General features: G+C 71.1%; 12 protein-coding genes. 5 read left to right on the top strand and 7 right to left on the bottom strand.

Features of this window, described 5'->3' with window-relative positions; genetic code table 11:
* The first annotated feature begins 14 nt into the window (after positions 1–14).
* Complete coding sequence (locus tag ACIHIX_RS31070) at positions 15–1,442, top strand: S28 family serine protease (protein ID WP_399961915.1); 1,428 nt, start codon at positions 15–17, stop codon at positions 1,440–1,442.
* 45 nt (positions 1,443–1,487) lie between these two features.
* Here the strand turns inward: ACIHIX_RS31070 and ACIHIX_RS31065 are convergent, their stop codons facing one another.
* From ACIHIX_RS31065 to ACIHIX_RS31050, 4 genes are all read right to left on the bottom strand, one after another.
* Complete coding sequence (locus ACIHIX_RS31065) at positions 1,488–1,889, bottom strand: hypothetical protein (protein ID WP_399961913.1); 402 nt, start codon at positions 1,887–1,889, stop codon at positions 1,488–1,490.
* Between the two features lie 93 nt (positions 1,890–1,982).
* Positions 1,983–5,711, bottom strand: coding sequence for an ABC transporter ATP-binding protein (locus ACIHIX_RS31060; RefSeq protein ID WP_399961911.1), 3,729 nt, complete (start codon positions 5,709–5,711; stop codon positions 1,983–1,985).
* A 162-nt stretch (positions 5,712–5,873) separates the two neighbouring features.
* Complete coding sequence (locus tag ACIHIX_RS31055; protein WP_399961995.1) at positions 5,874–6,677, bottom strand: endonuclease I family protein; 804 nt, start codon at positions 6,675–6,677, stop codon at positions 5,874–5,876.
* 187 nt (positions 6,678–6,864) lie between these two features.
* Positions 6,865–9,087 carry a glycosyltransferase family 39 protein gene (locus ACIHIX_RS31050; protein WP_399961909.1) on the bottom strand — a complete coding sequence of 741 codons (2,223 nt, stop codon included), beginning with the start codon at positions 9,085–9,087 and terminating at the stop codon, positions 6,865–6,867.
* A 176-nt stretch (positions 9,088–9,263) separates the two neighbouring features.
* Between ACIHIX_RS31050 and ACIHIX_RS31045 the strand changes: the two genes are divergently transcribed.
* Positions 9,264–10,112, top strand: a complete 849-nt coding sequence (locus ACIHIX_RS31045; protein WP_399961907.1) for a serine hydrolase — start codon at positions 9,264–9,266, stop codon at positions 10,110–10,112.
* 48 nt (positions 10,113–10,160) lie between these two features.
* Positions 10,161–11,198 (top strand): esterase-like activity of phytase family protein, encoded by a 1,038-nt coding sequence (locus tag ACIHIX_RS31040; RefSeq protein ID WP_399961905.1) that lies wholly within the window; start codon positions 10,161–10,163, stop codon positions 11,196–11,198.
* 46 nt (positions 11,199–11,244) lie between these two features.
* On the opposite strand, the gene ACIHIX_RS31035 is transcribed toward ACIHIX_RS31040, so the two are convergent.
* From ACIHIX_RS31035 to ACIHIX_RS31025, 3 genes are read right to left on the bottom strand one after another with little or no spacing between them, the layout of a single operon-like run.
* Positions 11,245–12,933 (bottom strand): thiamine pyrophosphate-binding protein, encoded by a 1,689-nt coding sequence (locus ACIHIX_RS31035; protein ID WP_399961903.1) that lies wholly within the window; start codon positions 12,931–12,933, stop codon positions 11,245–11,247.
* Positions 12,930–13,901, bottom strand: a complete 972-nt coding sequence (speB, locus tag ACIHIX_RS31030; RefSeq protein WP_399961901.1) for an agmatinase — start codon at positions 13,899–13,901, stop codon at positions 12,930–12,932. The genes ACIHIX_RS31035 and speB overlap by 4 nt, the downstream gene beginning before the upstream one ends.
* 57 nt (positions 13,902–13,958) lie before the next feature.
* Positions 13,959–15,416 (bottom strand): sodium:solute symporter, encoded by a 1,458-nt coding sequence (locus ACIHIX_RS31025; RefSeq protein ID WP_399961899.1) that lies wholly within the window; start codon positions 15,414–15,416, stop codon positions 13,959–13,961.
* 123 nt (positions 15,417–15,539) lie between these two features.
* Between ACIHIX_RS31025 and ACIHIX_RS31020 the strand changes: the two genes are divergently transcribed.
* Positions 15,540–17,003 carry a PucR family transcriptional regulator ligand-binding domain-containing protein gene (locus ACIHIX_RS31020; protein WP_399961897.1) on the top strand — a complete coding sequence of 488 codons (1,464 nt, stop codon included), beginning with the start codon at positions 15,540–15,542 and terminating at the stop codon, positions 17,001–17,003.
* 62 nt (positions 17,004–17,065) lie between these two features.
* Positions 17,066–17,854 (top strand): phosphatase, encoded by a 789-nt coding sequence (locus ACIHIX_RS31015; RefSeq protein ID WP_399961895.1) that lies wholly within the window; start codon positions 17,066–17,068, stop codon positions 17,852–17,854.
* Positions 17,855–17,866 lie beyond the last annotated feature (12 nt).

The raw sequence follows: 17,866 nt of genomic DNA, 5'->3' as shown, positions 1-17,866 counted from the left end.
ACAGGGGAGGGTGCATGCGCAAGGCGCTCAGATGGCTGCTGGCGCTCACGGTGCTCATAGGCACGTTGAGCACGGCAGGGGCGGCCACCGCCGCCGAGCCGGAGGCCACCACCACCGATATCAAGGAGCAACTGCTCTCCATACCGGGCATGAGCCTGATCGAGGAGAAGCCGTACACCGGGTACCGCTACTTCGTTCTCAACTACACCCAGCCGGTGGACCACCGGCACCCGTCCAAGGGCACCTTCCAGCAGCGGATCACCGTGCTGCACAAGGACGTGAGCCGCCCGACGGTGTTCTACACCGGCGGCTACAACGTCTCGACGACACCGAGCCGCCGCGAGCCGACCCAGATCGTGGACGGCAACCAGGTCTCCATGGAGTACCGCTTCTTCACGCCGTCCCGGCCCGACCCGGCCGACTGGAGCAAGCTGGACATCTGGCAGGCGGCCAGTGACCAGCACCGGATCTTCAAGGCGCTGAAGAAGATCTACGCGAAGAACTGGATCGCCACCGGCGGTTCGAAGGGCGGCATGACCGCCACCTACTACGAGCGCTTCTACCCGAAGGACATGGACGGCGTGGTGGCCTACGTGGCCCCGAACGACGTCGTCAACGACGAGGACTCGGCCTACGACCGCTTCTTCGCGTCCGTCGGCACCAAGGAGTGCCGTGACCGGCTCAACGCCGTGCAGCGCGAGGCGCTGGTGCGCCGGGAGCCGCTGGAGAAGAAGTACGCGGCCTACGCCGAGGCGGAGGGCTTCACCTTCGACACCATCGGCAGCCTCGACCGGGCGTACGAGGCGGTCGTCCTCGACTACGTGTGGGGCTTCTGGCAGTACAACCTGCTGGCCAACTGCGCCGACGACGAGCTGATCCCGCCGGACGCGAAGACCGCGACCGACGACCAGATCTGGAACTCGATCGACACGGTCTCCGGGTTCTCCTTCTACACCGACCAGGGCCTCACGCCGTACACGCCGTACTACTACCAGGCGGCCACCCAACTCGGCGCCCCGACCATCCACTTCCCGTACATCGAGAAGAAGTACGTCCGCTACGGCTACCAGCCGCCGCGCAACTTCGTCCCGCGCGACATCCCGACGAAGTTCCAGCCGTACGCGATGCGGGACGTCGACACCTGGATCCGGCACAACGCCCGGCACATGCTCTATGTCTACGGCCAGAACGACCCGTGGGGCGGCGAGCGGTTCCGGGTCGACAAGGGCGCGAAGGACTCCTACGTCCTCACCGCCCCCGGCATGAACCACGGCGCGAACGTGGCCGGTCTGGTCGCCGACCAGAAGGCCTTCGCGACGGCCCGCATCCTCGACTGGGCGGGCCTGTCGGCCACCGCGGTCGCGGAGGCGAAGCCGCTCGCGACGTTCGACCGGAAGCTGGACGTGCGTGACGTGGAGCGGGAGCCCACGCTGCGTCCCTGACACGGAGGCCGGCTCCGGTGCGCGCCGCGCGCCGGAGTCGGCCGGTCAGTACCGCTTCCAGCTGCTGGACTCGTAGGCCCCCCGGCCCACCTGGCCCTTGATCCACACCTTGCGGGTGCCGGCGTACGTCCGCACCGGCCCGGCGTGATGGGCGTACTTGCCCTTGTCGACGACGGCCCCGAAGCCGCGCGCCTGGATGCTGACCATCATGGTGCGCTTGGCGCCGCCGCTCTTCGGGAACGTCATCGCGCAGAGCCAGCCGCCGTCCTTGTAGAGCTTGACGGCGCCGGTGGAGAACGTGAACGTGCGGATCTTCCGGCCCTCGCAGGAGTCCGCCGAGAACGCCTGCGCCTGGCCCGGCACCGCGACCGCGAGCAGCCCGGAAGCGGTCAGCGCGGCGAGCACGACCGCGGCCCGCCGCCGTATCGCACCAGTCCCTCGGTCCACTGTGGTCCCTCCCGTACCCCGGCGATGAGCGTACTGGTGTACGGACGCACGACGTATGTCGGATGGTTGCACGACCGTCACGAGATCAGGCCATCACGCGACCACCGGCTCGTCCTCCCCCACGAACGTCCGCCACAACGTGGCGTAGAGGCCATCGCGTTCGATCAGCTCGTCGTGCGTCCCGTCCTCGGCGACGCGCCCGTGATCCATCACGACCACCCGGTCCGCGCGCGCCGCGGTCGTCAGCCGGTGGGCGACGACGAGGGTCGTGCGGCGGCCCGCGAGGCGGTCGGTGGCCTGGTTGACCTGGGCCTCGGTGGCCAGGTCGAGGGCGGCCGTCGCCTCGTCGAGGAGCAGGATGTCGGGGTCGACGAGTTCCGCGCGGGCCAGCGCGATCAGCTGGCGCTGGCCGGCCGAGAGGTTGCGGCCGCGTTCGGCGACCTCGTGGAGGTAGCCGCCGTCGAGGGTGGCGATCATCTCGTGCGCGCCGACCGCGCGGGCCGCCGCCTCCACCTCGGCGTCGGTGGCCTCGGGGCGGCCGTAGGCGATGGCGTCGCGGACGGTGCCCTGGAAGAGGTACGCCTCCTGCGGGACGACACCGAGCCGGTGCCGGTACGAGGTGAGGTCGAGGGCCCGCAGATCCGTGCCGTCGACCGTGACCCGGCCGCCGGTCGGGTCGTAGAACCGCGCCACCAGCTTCACCACGGTCGACTTGCCGGCGCCGGTCTCGCCGACGAACGCGACGGTCTGCCCGGCCGGGATGCGCAGGTCGATCCCGCCGATGGCCTCCTCCCCTTCTGCCTCTTCGGCGGAGCGGTACGCGAAGTGGACGCCCTCGAAGGCGACCTCGCCTCGGAGGGAGAGGACCTCAAGCGGCTCGTCCGCCGCCTTCGTCGACGTCGGCTCCTGGAGCAGTTCCTGGATGCGGCCAAGGGAGACGGTGGCCTGCTGGTAGCCGTCGAAGACCTGGGAGAGCTGCTGCACGGGCGCGAAGAACAGGTCGATGTAGAGGAGATACGCGACCAGCGCGCCGGTGGTGAGGGTCGCGTCGTCGATCCGCCCGGCGCCCGCGACGAGGACGGCCGCGGCGGCGACCGACGACAGCAGCTGCACGAAGGGGAAGTAGACCGAGATCAGCCACTGCCCCCGGATACGGGCCTGCCGGTAACTGTCGCTGCGCTCCGCGAACCGCGCCCCGCCGTCCCGCTCGCGCCGGAAGGCCTGCACGATCCTGAGCCCGGCGACGGACTCCTGAAGGTCGGCGTTGACCACCGAGACGCGCTCACGGGCGAGTTCGTACGCCTTCACGCTCGCCCGGCGGAAGAAGAACGTCGCGACGATCAGCGGCGGCAGCGTCACGAAGACGACCAGGGCCAGCCGCACGTCGAGGACGAGCAGGGCGCCCATGATGCCGAAGAAGGTGACGACGGAGACGAAAGCGGTGACGAGCCCGGTCTGGAGGAAGGTCGAGAGCGCGTCGACGTCCGTGGTCATCCGCGTCATGATCCGGCCGGTCAACTCGCGCTCGTAGTAGTCGAGTCCGAGCCGCTGGAGCTGCGCGAAGATCTTGAGCCGCAGCGAGTACAGCACCCGCTCGCCGGTCCGCCCGGTCATCCGCGTCTCACCGATCTGCGCGGCCCATTGCACCGCCACGGTGAGCAGCCCGAGCAGCGAGGCCGCCCACACCGCGCCGAGCGCCATCTCGCCGACGCCGCTGTCGATGCCGTGCCGGATCAGGATCGGCAGCAGCAGCCCCATGCCGGCGTCCACGGCGACGAGCCCGAGGCTGATGAGGAGGGGGGCGCCGAACCCGCGCAGCAGGCGCCGGAGCCCGTACGACTCCTCGGGCGTGACCGCCCGCGCCTCGTCGATGTCCGGGGTGTCGGTCGCCGGGGGCAGCGCCTCCACCTGGGCGAGCAGCTCGGGCGTGGCCGGGGTGCCGGAGAGCGCGGCGTCCTTCGGCTCCCGGTCGCCGGTCCACAGCCGCGGGGTGAGGCCGCGCTCGGCGTCGAACTCGGCGTCCAGTTCGTCGCGTACGGAGGTGTCCTCGGCCGGGGCGAGGGGCTGGGCGTGACCGGGTGAGACGCCGCCGAGCTCGTCGGGGTCGGTGAGCAGGCGCCGATAGAGGGCGGACCGCTTCTCCAGCTCGGCGTGGGTGCCGAGGTCGGCGAGCCGGCCCTGGTCGAGGACGGCGATGCGGTCGGCGAGGTTGAGGGTGGAGCGGCGGTGCGCGATGAGCAGCGTGGTCCGCCCCTCCATGACCTGCTTGAGCGCCTCGTGGATCTCGTGCTCGACGCGGGCGTCCACGGCGGAGGTGGCGTCGTCGAGGACGAGGAGGCGGGGGTCGGTGAGGATGGCGCGGGCGAGCGCGACGCGCTGGCGCTGGCCGCCGGAGAGGGTGAGGCCGTGTTCGCCGACCTTGGTGTCGTAGCCCTCGGGCAGCTCACTGATGAAGCGGTCCGCCTGGGCGGCGCGGGCGGCCTCCTCGATCTGTTCCCGGGTCGCCTCGGGGCGGCCGTACGCGATGTTGTTGCGCACGGTGTCCGAGAAGAGGAACGAGTCCTCGGGGACGAGCCCGATCGCGGCCCGCAGCGAGTCGAGGGTCAGCTCGCGGACGTCGTGGCCGCCGATGAGGACGGCACCGTGGGTGACGTCGTAGAAGCGCGGCAGGAGGAGGGAGACGGTGGACTTGCCGGAGCCGGAGGAGCCGACGACGGCGAGGGTCTCACCGGGCCGGATCTCGAAGGAGAGGCCGTCGAGAACCGGGCTGGTCTTGCCGGGGGCGCCCTCGTATCCGAAGGACACGTCGTCGAACTCGACGGTGGCCGGGGCGTCGGCGGGCAGCTCCTTGGGCCCGTCCTTCATCGACGGCTCGGTGTCGATCAGCTCCAGGACCCTCTCCGTACCGGCCCGCGCCTGCTGGGCCACGGTGAGGACCATGGCGAGCATGCGCACCGGCCCGACGAGCTGGGCGAGATAGGTGGAGAAGGCGACGAAGGTACCGAGGGTGATGTGCCCGCGCACGGCCAGCCAGCCGCCCAGCGCCAGCATGGCGACCTGCCCGAGAGCGGGGACGGCCTGGAGCGCCGGCGTGTACTTGCTGTTGAACCGGATGGTCCGCAGCCGCCCCGCGAAGAGCCGCCGCCCGACCTCCCTCAGCTTCCCGGTCTCCTGCTCCTCCTGCCCGAACCCCTTGACCACGCGTACGCCGCCCACCGCGCCGTCGACCACCCCGGCGACGGCGGCGGCCTGGGCCTGGGCGTACCAGGTGGCCGGGTGCAGCTTGCTGCGGGAGCGTTTCGCGATCCAGGCCAGGGCGGGCGCGACCGCGAGGGCGACCAGGGTCAGCGGGATGGACAGCCAGGCCATGACGACCAGGGAGATCAGGAACAGGGCGAAGTTGCCGATGGTCATCGGCAACATGAAGAGAAGCCCCTGGATCAGCTGGAGATCGCTGGTGGCCCGCCCCACGACCTGCCCGGTCGACAGCTCGTCCTGCCGCCGCCCGTCCAGCCGCGTGATCGTCCCGTACATCTCGGTCCGCAGGTCGTGCTGGACGTCGAGGGCGAGACGCCCGCCGTAGTAGCGGCGGATGTAGGTGAGGACGTACACCAGCACGGCGGAGGCGATGAGAAGACCGGCCCAGGGGGCCATGTCCCGGCTGTGGTCACCGATGACGTCGTCGATGATCACCTTCGTGATCAGCGGCACGAGCGCCATGACGGCCATGCCGGCGAGGCTGGACCCCAGGGCCAGGACGACGTCCTTCGGATACCGCCAGGCGTATCCGGCCAGCCGCCGTGCCCATCCCCGCTGTCTCACGTGCCCGTCCTCCGCTCTGCTGGTGTGCCGGAAGGGCACAACACGGAGGGGCGGGGATTTCATCCCGCTGCAACAATTCGGGCGGCCCGGTCACCGTGCGTGAACGACCGAACCCCCCGGCGCACGGCACGGGGGGTTCGGTGGGGCGCTGTGTGCCGGGTTCTACCAGATCGCCTCGACCCACTCCGGGTGGTCGATGAACGGGTTGCGGTTGTGCTGGTAGGTGTCGTAGATGACCTGGTTGCGGCGCTCCTCGAAGGCGCTCGGCGGGTCCGCCTCGTTCCACGCCTTGAGGACGGAGAGCTTGCCCATGTACGGGTTGGAGCCGTTGCCGACCTTCTCGTTCGGCTCCAGGTCGGCGAAGCCGTCGTCACCCTCGTAGCGCACGGCCATGTAGAGGATCATGCGGGCCACGTCGCCCCGGTCCGCGGCGCGCGGCGCGAAGGAGTCGGAGTCGACGGTGGAGCCGCCGCCGTTGGTGACCGCGCTGCCGCCGTTGTCGAAGTCCAGGTTGCCGCGGGTGCTGTTGACCTGGACGTCGCAGGCGCGCAGATGGTGCAGGTCGGTGCCCGGACCGGTGACCTCGCCGAAGTCGCCGTGCGACTTGGCCCAGGTGTGCTCACGGTTCCAGTCGCCGACGTCACCGCCGTTGAGGGACTTGCTGCGGGACACGCCGCTGTACAGCAGCAGCACGTTGCTGGTGTTGTTCGGGTCCTGGTCGGTGACCTTGAGCGCGTCCCACACCGCGGAGTACGAGATCTTCGACTGGCTGCTGATGATCGTGTGCAGGGACGACTTCAGGCTCGTGCCCGTCTTGCCGATCGCGTTCTTGTAGTACGTCGAGTCGTACGCGGTCGTCGTGGCGGCGGCCGGGCTCGCGGTCACCACCGGAGCGGTGAGTCCGGCCATGACCGCGGCGGTCGTCAGAGCCACTGTCTTCCAGCGGCGTATGCGTGTCGCCAGCATAAGCGGGGGTCCCATCTACGCGGGTTGAATGGAGGCGGCAAGCGAGAGAGTGGCATGGACATGCAGCCGTGTAAATGGAATCCGCGTGTCCATTGGGTGACCCGAAACGGCAATTCGGGCGTTGTCTACGCGAGTTGACATGACAAAACGGCCCCCGACCGAAGGGTCGGGGGCCGTTGAGTGATCGTCAGTCGACGTCGGAGGCGTCCAAGCGGTAGATCGTCGAGGTGCTGCTCGACGAGGAACCGCTCGTGCTGTAGTCGCTCGCCTTCACCGCCGTGCCGTTCTTCTGCACCCAGCTGGTGATCTCCTGGTTGAGGCTGCTGTTGCCGCCCATGCCGCCACCGCCGAGCTGGATGTAGTGCAGCTCGCCCTTCTTCACCAGCTCCTTGAGCCTGGCCAGGGTCATCGCCTTGTCGGAGCCGGTGAAGCCCCACATGGAGATGACGGGCTTGTGGGTGCTGAGGATCAGCTGGCCGGCGCTCTGCGAGTTGGAGACCGCGAGCAGCCACTTGGCGCCGTCCTGATGCTTCTCCAGGTACGCGACCAGCTCACTGTCGACGCTGCCGCCCATGCCGCCACCGCCACCACCGCCGAAGCCGCCGCTGGGCGCGCCGCCCGTACCGCCGTTGCCGCCGGGGGCCGTACCGCCGCCCGGGAGCTCCCCGTTCGTGCCGCCGGGTGCGCCGCCGCCCTGGGGAAGCTCGCCGTCGCCGCCGCCGGGCTGCGTCTGACCGCCACCGCCGGGGAACTCCCCTGCCTCCTGGCCGCCCTGCTGGGTGCCGTCCTGCCGACCACCCCCCGGGCCACCTCCGTCGCCGCCGCCGAAGCCGCCCCGGCCGCCACCGCCGCCGGGACCGCCCATGCCGTTGCCGGTCGAGGGGCCCGCGGTGGGGTTGGTGCCGCCCATGCCGCCGGTGGCCGAGGCGAAGGCCGGCGAGGCGGCGTACGCCGTGGGGCCGGCGAGGCCCGCCACGACCGCCGCGGCCACGGACGCGGCCAGCAGCCGTGCCCTGGTCCCGGAACCCGCCGTACGGAACACGAACAGGCCCACGACCGCGAGCGTCATGACCACGCCGACGACCGGCCACAACCAGGTGTTCCAGCCGGTGGCCCGGCGCAGCAGCACGATCGCCCAGACCCCGGTGACCACCAGGCCCACGGGCAGCACCCACGACCAGCGGGCGTCACCGGCGCGGAAGGCGCGCCACAGCAGCACACCACCGCCACCGCACAGCGCCGCGATGCCGGGGGCGAGCGCGGTCGTGTAGTACGGGTGCATGGTGCCCTCGGCCATCGCGAAGGTCAGGTAGTGCAGCACCAGCCAGCCGCCCCACAGGACGAGCGCGGCCCGCGTCAGGTCGGTGCGCGGGGCCCGGCCGCACCGCACCAGGCCGGCGACGAGCGCGAGGAGGGCGAAGGGGATCAGCCAGGAGATCTGGCCGCCGAGGACGTCGTTGAACATGCGTCCGATGCCCGCGGTGCCGGCGAAGGTGCCGCCCCCGCCGCCTCCGCCGCCCCCGCCGTTGCCCTCGCCGCCGAGGACCCGGCCCAGGCCGTTGTAGCCCATGATGAGGTCCCACGCGGAGCCGTCGGTCGAACCGCCGATGTAGGGCCGGTCGTCGGCCGGGACCAGGGAGACGGCGGTGGCCCACCAGAAGCTGGCGACGGCCAGCGCGACCGCGGCCAGGGCCAGGTTGACGGCCTTCCTCTTCCAGCCGAGCTTCGAGGCGTACACGTACACGGCGAAGACGGCGGGCAGGGCGATGTAGCCCTGGAGCATCTTGGTGTTGAAGGCCAGCCCGAACAGGACCGCCGAGCCGATGAGCGGCAGCAGCCTGTCGGTGCGCACCGCGCGCAGCGCCAGGGCCGCGCCACCGACCATCAGCAGGACGAGGATGGTGTCCGGGTTGTTGTCGCGGTTGATCGCGACGGTGATCGGGGTGAGCGCGAGGACCAGCGCGGCGATGGTGGCCGCCACATGCCCGAAGTGCCGCTTGACGGAGGAGTGCAGGATCCAGATCGTGCCGAGCGCGGCCGCGATCTCGGGCGCCATCATCTGCCAGGTGCCGAAGCCGAGGACCCGGCAGGACAGCCCCATGATCATCAGCGCGAAGGGTGGCTTGTCGACGGTGAGGAAGTTGCCCGCGTCCAGCGAGCCGAAGAACCACGCCTTCCAGCTCTGCGTGCCGCTGTAGATCGCCGCGCTGTAGAAACTGTTCAGGCTGCTCCCGGACAGGTTCCAGGCGTACAGAAGGCCCGCCAGGACCAGGATCGCGAGCAGCGCGGGCAGCGACCAGCGCGGCGCCTTGTCCGGCGTCTGCGTGGGTGGTGCCGGCGGCGGCCAGTCGGGAGAGACGGCCGCGGCCTCGGACTCGGTGTGGGGGTGTGGATCGGTGGCAGATGTCACCCGAGCATGGTGCGGACCCGGGGTGGGCGTGCGCTGTGCCGTACCTGGCCGCTGCCTGTGAATTGACCAAGGGGCGGGCAATGCCTCCCCCATAGCCGGCTCAAGGGGCGGCCCTTCGCCGGATTCTTATCGAACACGCATGCAACCTTTCACTCCCGTCCGTGAGTCAAGAGGGCATGACTCACGGCATATCCGTATCCACACGCGCCAGATGGGTGGCAGGGGCGGCGCTCGTGGCGTGCGTGGCCGCCGCCACACCCGCCACCGCCGCCACGACACCGACCGTCAGCTGTACGTCCGCGAAGGCCGGCCTCGCCGACAAGTTGAAGCGGGACATCACCTCGGCCCTCGCCAACCGCAAGGGCACGATCGCCGTCGGCCTCTACGACCGCAGCACCAAGACGACCTGCACACTGCGCCCTTCGACGGCCTACGACTCCGCGAGCGTCGTCAAGGTCACCGTCCTCGCCACGCTGCTGTGGGACGCGAAGAAGCACGACCGGTATCTCACCGACCGCGAGACGACCCTCGCCAAGGCCATGATCACCAAGTCGGACAACGCCGCGACCAGCACCCTGTGGAAGCAGTTGGGCCTGACGAAGATCAAGGGCTTCCTCACCGCGGCCGGCATGACCCAGACCAAGCCCGGCGCCGACGGCTACTGGGGCCTGACCCAGATCACCGTCACCGACGAGCAGAAGCTGCTCAAGCTGATCACCGCGTCGAACACCGTCCTGAGCGACAACTCCCGTACGTACATCCGGAAGTTGATGGGCCAGGTCATCTCCTCGCAGCGCTGGGGCACTCCCTACGGCGCCCCGTCCGGCGTCCTCGTGCACGTCAAGAACGGCTGGCTGCAACGCTCCACGCACGGCTGGCGCGTCCACAGCGTCGGCACCTTCAAGGGCGGCGGCCACGACTACATGATCACGGTGCTCACGCACGGCAACAGCACCATGAACTACGGCATCACGACCATCCAGGGCGTGGCGAAGGTGATCCACAAGGATCTCGCCGCCAGTTGACGCCCGCAGGTCTCCCGTTCGTCACCCACGCCTCCTACGGTGGCGCCCATGCGCCTGAGAACCGTACTCGCGACCGTCACCGCCGGCCTGGCGGCGGCCGCCACCGGCCTGTCCGCCGGGGGCCCCGCAGCCGCCGACACCCCCTCGGTGGAGGCCTGTTCACCCGCCGTCTCGATCGAGCGCTTCTCCGACGCGCTCGACAAGACGTCGTACGACGGGACCTTCGTCGGCAACTTCTCCGCGCTGGCGGTGGACCGGGACGGCTCGCTCGCGGCGCTCTCCGACCGTTCCTCGCTGTTCTCCCTGGACGCGAGGACGCTCGCCCCGCGAGGCATGGTGACGCTGTCCGACGAGAAGGGGGCCGCCCTCGACTCCGAGGGCCTGGTCATCGACCGGGACGGCACACGGCTGGTGACGTCGGAGACAGAGCCGTCCCTACGCCGGTACAGCGCGGACGGCCGGATCCTCGACCGCCTGCCGGTGCCGGACGCGCTGCGGGTGGCACCGGCGGGGCGGGCGGTCTCCAACGGCACGTTCGAGGGCCTGACGCGGTTCCGCGGAGGACTGCTGGCATCGATGGAGTACGCCCTGTCCGGTGACACCTCGGGCGCGGTCCGCTTCCAGACGTGGGACCGCGCAAGGGGCGGCGGCCTCGGGCTCGCCGCCCAGTACGCCTACCAGCCCGACCCCGGCCTCGGCGTCCCGGAGGTCCAGTCCCTCCCCGACGGCCGCCTCCTCGTCCTGGAGCGCGGCTTCACGTCCGGCGTCGGCAACACGGTCCGCCTCTACCTGGCCGACCCGCGCCACGCCACGGACACCAGCGGGGTGGAGTACCTCACCGGCCAGGACGGCATACGCCCGCTGCGCAAGACCCTCCTCACGGACATCGCCACCTGCCCCACCCTCGGCGCCACCGCCAAGCAGCCCCAGCCGAACCCGCTCCTCGACAACATCGAGGGCATGACGATCACGGGCCACGCCAAGGGCGCCTGGAAGGTCCTGCTCGTCAGCGACGACAACCAGAACGCGGTACAGACGACGCGGTTCTACTACCTGAGGGTCAAGACCTCGGGTACGACACCGTGAACCGGATCACCAGGGGCAGCGGCACAAGACACACGAACACGGCCCGTCAGTCCAGATGCGTAGCCGCGAACATCCGCAGCACCGCCGGCAGCACGACCACCGAAGGCCCCGGCGCGGCCAGCGCCTTCGCCAGGTCCGCCGCCAGCGTCTCCGGCGTCGTCCGCACCCCCGGTACCCCGAAGGACTCGGCGAGGGCCACATAGTCCGGCCGCGTCAGTTCCGTCGCCGTCGCCTCGCCGAACGCGTCCGTCATGTACTCGCGCAGGATGCCGTAGCCGCCGTCGTCGACGATCAGCCACGTCACGTTCAGGTCGTACTGGCGGGCGGTGGCCAACTCCGCGATCGAGTACAGCGCACCCCCGTCCCCCGACACCGCCAGCACCGGACGCGAACCGTCGGCCACCGCCGCGCCCAGCGCCGCCGGGAAGCCGTAGCCGAGGCCGCCGGCGCCCTGCGCGGAGTGAAGGAGGTTGGGGCCCTTGGCGTCGAAGGCGGACCAGGCCCAGTACGCGAGGATCGTCATGTCCCAGAAGGACGGGGAATCGGCGGGGAGCGCCTTGCGCACCGACGCCAACACGTCCTGTTCCAGGGTGAGTTCCTGGGCGGCGATGCGGTCGGCCACCCGGGCCAGCACCTCCCGCACCCGCTCCGCCGCGTAGGCGTCCTCCCGCTCCTGCCCCACCGTCTCCAGCAGCGCCTGCAACGCCAGTCGCGCGTCCGCGTGGATGCCCAAAGCCGGGTGGTTCGACTCCAGTTTGCCGAGGTCCGCCTCGATCTGGATGACCCGGCCCCGGGGCTTGAACGTGTGGTAGTTGGAGGACAGTTCACCCAGTCCCGAACCCACCACCAGCAGTACGTCCGCCTCCTCCAGGAAGTCCGTGACGTACCGGTCCTCGATCCAGGACTGGAGGGACAGGGGGTGGTTCCAGGGGAACGCCCCCTTGCCGCCCGGCGTCGTCACCACCGGGGCCTGGAGCAGCTCCGCCAGCTGGCGGAGCTTGCGTGAGGCGTCGGAGCGTACGACTCCGCCGCCCGCGACGATCGCCGGGCGGGCCGCCTTCGCGAGCAAGTCCGCCGCCAGCGCCGTCAGTTCCACCCGCGGCGGGAGCTCCTCCGGGAACGCGTCGCCGCCCGTCACCACGGGGATCCGCGTGGGAGCCAGCAGCACGTCCTGCGGGATCTCCACCCACACCGGGCCGTGCGGGGCGGTCAGCGCCGACTTCCAGGCCGCCTCGATCGCGGACGGGATCTGGGACTGGGTGCGGACGGGGTGGACCGACTTGACCACGCCGCGGAAGGAGGCGGACTGGTCCGGGAGTTCGTGCAAATAACCGTGGCGGCCGCCGCCCAGACCGGCGGAAGGGATCTGGCTGCTGATCGCCAGGACGGGGGCCGACGCCGCCGCCGCCTCCTGAAGCGCGGCCAGGGACGTCAGCGCGCCCGGACCCGTCGAGAGGAGCAGCGGGGCCGCCTCGCCCGTGACACGGCCGTACGCGTCCGCCGCGAACCCGGCGTTGTTCTCCACCCGCAGGCCCACATAGCGCAGATCGCTGCGCCGCAGTGCGTCGAACATGCCGAGCGCGTGCTGGCCCGGCAGGCCGAAGACCGTCGTCGTGCCGAGCGCGGCCAGCGTCTCCACGACCAGGTCTCCGCCGTTCCGGCCGGCGGGCGGGTTCAGGGCGGCGGCGGTCTGCGCTTCCGTCGGGCGGAGCACCAGGTCGTGGTCGTGGGTCACTTCGCTGCCTTCTCCTGGGCGATCTGGCGGGACATGATCGTGGTCAGTTCGTACGCCGTGTGGGACGCGGCCACCGACGTGATCTCCGCGTGATCGTACGCGGGGGCCACCTCGACGACGTCCGCCGAGACCAGGTTGCAGGAGGCCAGGCCACGCAGGATCTCCAGCAGCTCGCGCGAGGTCATGCCGCCCGCCTCGGGCGTGCCCGTGCCGGGGGCGTGAGCCGGGTCCAGGCAGTCGATGTCGATGGAGATGTAGAGGGGGCGGTCGCCGATGCGCCCGCGGAGCTGGTCGGCGACCTCGTCCGCGCCGCGGCGGTAGACGTCCGCCGACGTCACGATGCCGAAGCCAAGCTTCTCGTCGTCAGTGAGGTCCTGCTTGCCGTACAGGGGCCCGCGCGTGCCGACGTGGGAGAGCGCGGAGGTGTCGAGGATGCCCTCCTCCACCGCCCGCCGGAACGGCGTGCCGTGCGTGTACTCGGCGCCGAAGTAGGTGTCCCAGGTGTCGAGGTGGGCGTCGAAGTGGAGCAGGGCGACCGGGCCGTGCTTCTTGGCGACCGAGCGCAGCAGCGGCAGGGCGATGGTGTGGTCGCCGCCGAGGGTCATCAGCCGCGCGCCCGTCCCCAGCAGGTCGTCGGCCGCGGCCTCGATCGTCTCCACGGCCTCGTTGATGTTGAACGGGTTCACCGCGATGTCCCCGCCGTCCGCGACCTGGGCGAGGGCGAACGGGGACGCGTCCTGCGCGGGGTTGTAGGGGCGCAGCAGCCGGGACGCCTCGCGGATCGCGTTGCCGCCGAAGCGGGCGCCCGGCCGGTACGAGACGCCCGAGTCGAACGGCACGCCCACGACGGCGACGTCGGCGCGGCCGACCTCGTCGAGGCGGGGCAGCCGGGCGAAGGTCGCGGGGCCGGCGTACCGCGGGATGCGGGAGGAGTCGACGGGGCCGCGGGGCGTCTCGTTGCTGCTCATGAGGTAATGCCTTCTTTCCTACGCTTCATCACGTATGTGCGGAATACGCACTCGACTCTACTGGGGAGCCGGGACCGGTTCGGACACGAGTTCGGGAGCGCCACGGCCGGCCAGCCGCTCGCGCCAGGCGGTGAGGACCGCCTCGTCGGTCGCCGGGGTGGCCAGGGACACGACCACGTAGGCGGCGAGGGACGACAGCAGGCCGTAGTAGACGGGTTCGTTGGCGAGGATGCCGTAGCCCGCCATCAGGCCGATGACCGCGAGGCCGCCGACGATCACGGACGCGAGGGCGCCGTACACCGTGCCGCGCTTCCACAGCAGACCGCCGAGGATCGGCACGAGGAGGCCGCCGACGAGCAGGTTGTACGCCACGGTCAGCGCCTCGACGACGTTGTTGAGGGCGATGGCCGTGCCGATGACGCCGACGCCCATGATGAGGATGAAGGCGCGGTTGCCCGCCACCTCGTCCCGCTCGCCGCCCGTGACCTTTCCGCGCAGCCGCGACCAGATGTCGTTGTTGGCGACCGTCGCACAGGCGATCAGCGCTCCGGAGGACGTCGACATCACGGCGGCGAGCGCGGCGGCCAGCACCAGGCCCCGTACGCCGACCGGGAGTTCGTCCTTGACGATGGTGGCGAAGGCGTCGTCCGCATTGGCCAGGTTGGGGTAGAGGACCTTGGCAGCCGTGCCGATGACGGCGCCGGCGAGGGCGTAGACCAGGCAGTACGTACCCGCGACCGTGCCGCCCCACTTGGCGGTCGTGTCGCTGCGGGCGGTGAAGACGCGCTGCCAGATGTCCTGACCGATGAGCATGCCGAACGTATAGATCAGCACGTACGTGAAGATCGTCTCGCCGCCGATGCCCAGCGGGTCGAAGTACGAGGTCGGCAGCTTGGCCTTCATCTCGCCGAAGCCGCCCGCCTTGACGACCGCGATGGGGAGCAGCAGGAGCAGCACGCCGATCGTCTTGACGACGAACTGCACCATGTCCGTCAGGGTGATCGACCACATGCCGCCGAGCGTCGAGTACGCGACGACGATCGAGCCGCCGAGGACGATCGCGACGGTCCGGTTCATGTCGAAGAGGACGTCGAAGATCGTGGCGTAGGCGATGGTGGAGGTGACCGCGAGCATGAGGGTGTACGCCCACATGACGAGGCCGGAGATGACTCCGGCCCGGCCGCCGTACCGGAGATCCAGCATCTCGGAGACGGTGTAGACCTTGAGGCGGGCGATGCGGGCGGAGAAGAAGACGCTCAGCGCCAGCAGTCCGAGGCCGATGGTGAAGACCATCCAGGCGCCGGAGAGGCCGTACTGGTAGCCGAGGCCGACGCCACCGATGGTGGAGGCGCCGCCGAGGACGATGGCGGCCATGGTGCCGGAGTACATCGCGGGCCCGAGGCGGCGGCCCGCGACCAGGAACTCGCTCTTGGACCTGGCGCGGCGCATGCCCCACCAGCCCACGGCCAGCATGCCGAGCAGATAGACAACGATCACTGTGTAGTCGACGGCCACAGGGCCCTCCTTCGCTCGGGTCTCGCCGGCGGGTGACGAGCACCGACACTAGGTGGCCGGAAAGCGGCTGCGAAGTGTACGTTTCATCCATCGAGGCCGTTCGGAGTGAAGGAAACGCACATCATGCCGGACCCGGCCGTCCCGCCCACCCCACCCGTCCCGCTGGCCGCGCTCCTGGCCCGCGAGGACCTCGCGCTGCGGCAGATCGCCGGCCCCGTGGACCCGGCAGCCGTCATCCACTGGGCGCACACCTCGGAGATGGCCGACCCGTACCCGTATCTGCTGGGCGGCGAGCTGCTGCTGACCGCGGGCGTGCATGTGCCGGAGGCGGCCGGGTCGGGGGCGTACTTCGACGACTACGTCGCCCGGATCGTGGCGGCGGGCGGAGCGGCTCTCGGCTTCGGCGTCGCCCCGGTGCACGACACGGTGCCGCGCGCCCTGGTGGCGGCCTGCGACGCCTACGAACTCCCCCTGATCGAGGTCCCGCCCCAGACCACCTTCTCCGGCGTGGCCCGCGCGGTCTGGCAGCTCATGGCCCAGGCCCGCCTCGCCGAACTCCGCCGTGTGACGGAGGCCCAGCAGCGCCTCGCCGCGGCCGCGTCCCGCCCGGACCCGGTGCCGTCCGTCCTGCGCCAACTGGCCCAGCGGGTGGGGGGACGGGCGGTGCTGTACGGGCCCGAGGGGACGGAGATCGCGGCGGCGGGGCGGGGCGTGGAGGACGCCGCCCGGCTCGCGCTGGCCGACCTCGCCCAGGTCGTACGCCCCTCCGGTCCCGGCACCCCCACCTCCGCCACCCACAGCACCGCCGGCACCCACCTCGCCGCCTACGCCCTCGGCGCCGGTCAGGGCTTCGTCCTCGGGGTGGCCGCCCCCGCCCGCGAGCCCGGCGACCACACCATCGCCTCCGTCGCCGCCGTCCTGCTCTCCCTTCTCACCGGCGAGCACCAGAGCGGCTCGGGAGCGGCCCGTTCCTCGGCGCTGGTACGGCTGCTGCTGGGCGGCCGGCCTGAGGAGGTGGCGGTGCTGCTGGGGGCCGGGCGGTGGGTCGTGGTGCACGCCCGTCCCGATGCGCAGACGCCGGACGCCGTGGCGGCCTCCGCGCTCGGGGCCGCGCTCGGGTCGCCGCTGGTCGACGTCGCGAAGGACGTCGTACGCGTCCTCGTGCCGGCCGAGCGGGAGCCGGCCGTCCCGCAGCCCGGCTGGGCCCTGGGTGTGAGCGCCGCCGTCGAGCCCCGTGACTGGGCCGTCGCCGACACCCAGGCCGCCCGCGCCCTGGCCCGTGCCCGCGCCACGCGTGCCCCGCTCGTCCGGCACGACAGCCGCGCCCGCCTGGCCGCCCTGGTCGCACCCGACGCCGCCGAGGCGCACGCCCGTGCCCTCCTCGCGCCCCTCGCCGGCTCCCCCGCCCTGCTGGACACCCTGCGCACCTGGCTGTCCCTGCACGGCAGTTGGGACCGTACGGCCGTGGCGCTCGCCGTGCACCGCAACACCGTGCGGCAGCGGGTCGCCAAGTGCGCGGGGTTGCTCGACGCCGACCTCGACGACCCAGACGTACGCATGGAGCTGTGGTTCGCCCTGCGTGAGTGACCCGCGTCCCAGCGTCCGGGACACCCGGCATGTGCACAGTCGCCTGCCTCACAATGGACCCCATGCCGATACCCGGGACTCCCAGCCGCGCCGAGCTCGTCGACCACCTCCTACGGACCCGCATCGCGGGCGACGTCGCGACGCCCCGAGAGAACAACCTCTCCCACTACCGTCAGCTCGCCAACGGCAACCGCCACTACTGGCTCGGCCTGGAGCTCGGCGACCGCTGGAGCGACGAGCAGGACGTGCTCGCGGTGATGGCGGAGCGGGTGGGTGTCAACGACGACCCCGAGTACCGGTACGGCCAGGACACCATCGACCCCGAGCTGACGGTGGACGGGCTGGAGCGCATGGCGGCGCGGCTGCGCAAGGCGGCGGAGGGACAGCAGCGGGTGCTGTTCGCCACCGGTCACCCGGGCGGCCTGCTGGAGGTGCACCACTCCACGGCCGCCGCGCTGCGGGCGGCCGGCTGCGAGATCGTCGTCATCCCGGAGGGGCTCCAGACGGACGAGGGGTACGTCATGCAGTTCGCCGACGTGGCGATGCTGGAGCACGGCGCCTCGCTGTGGCACACCCACTCGGGCGAGCCGATGAAGGCCATCCTGACGGGCATGGAGCGCGAAGGGCGCCCGCTGCCGGACCTGGTCGTCGCCGACCACGGGTGGGCCGGGTACGCCGCCCAGCACGGCGTCGACTCCGTCGGATACGCCGACTGCAACGACCCCGCCCTCTTCCTCGGCGAGGCGGAGGGCACCGTCCAGGTGACGGTCCCCCTCGACGACCATGTCGTCAGCCCGCGCCACTACGACCCGATGACGGCGTATCTGCTGGCGGAGGCGGGCCTGAAGTGACCCGCCCTTAGA

It is taken from the genome of Streptomyces sp. NPDC051913 (assembly GCF_044593635.1).
GTDB lineage: Bacteria > Actinomycetota > Actinomycetes > Streptomycetales > Streptomycetaceae > Streptomyces.
Note: the sequence above shows the minus strand (reverse complement) of the source record. Positions and strands in the feature narration are given on the sequence as shown.

Excerpts from the sequence above, each read along its gene's own strand:
- ACIHIX_RS31040 (WP_399961905.1), top strand. The coding sequence starts at position 10,161 with ATGCGCCTGAGAACCGTACTCGCGACCGTCACCGCCGGCCTGGCGGCG.
- ACIHIX_RS31055 (WP_399961995.1), bottom strand. The coding sequence starts at position 6,677 with ATGCTGGCGACACGCATACGCCGCTGGAAGACAGTGGCTCTGACGACC.
- ACIHIX_RS31070 (WP_399961915.1), top strand. The coding sequence starts at position 15 with ATGCGCAAGGCGCTCAGATGGCTGCTGGCGCTCACGGTGCTCATAGGC.
- ACIHIX_RS31020 (WP_399961897.1), top strand. The coding sequence starts at position 15,540 with ATGCCGGACCCGGCCGTCCCGCCCACCCCACCCGTCCCGCTGGCCGCG.
- ACIHIX_RS31045 (WP_399961907.1), top strand. The coding sequence starts at position 9,264 with ATGACTCACGGCATATCCGTATCCACACGCGCCAGATGGGTGGCAGGG.
- ACIHIX_RS31015 (WP_399961895.1), top strand. The coding sequence starts at position 17,066 with ATGCCGATACCCGGGACTCCCAGCCGCGCCGAGCTCGTCGACCACCTC.
- speB (WP_399961901.1), bottom strand. The coding sequence starts at position 13,901 with ATGAGCAGCAACGAGACGCCCCGCGGCCCCGTCGACTCCTCCCGCATC.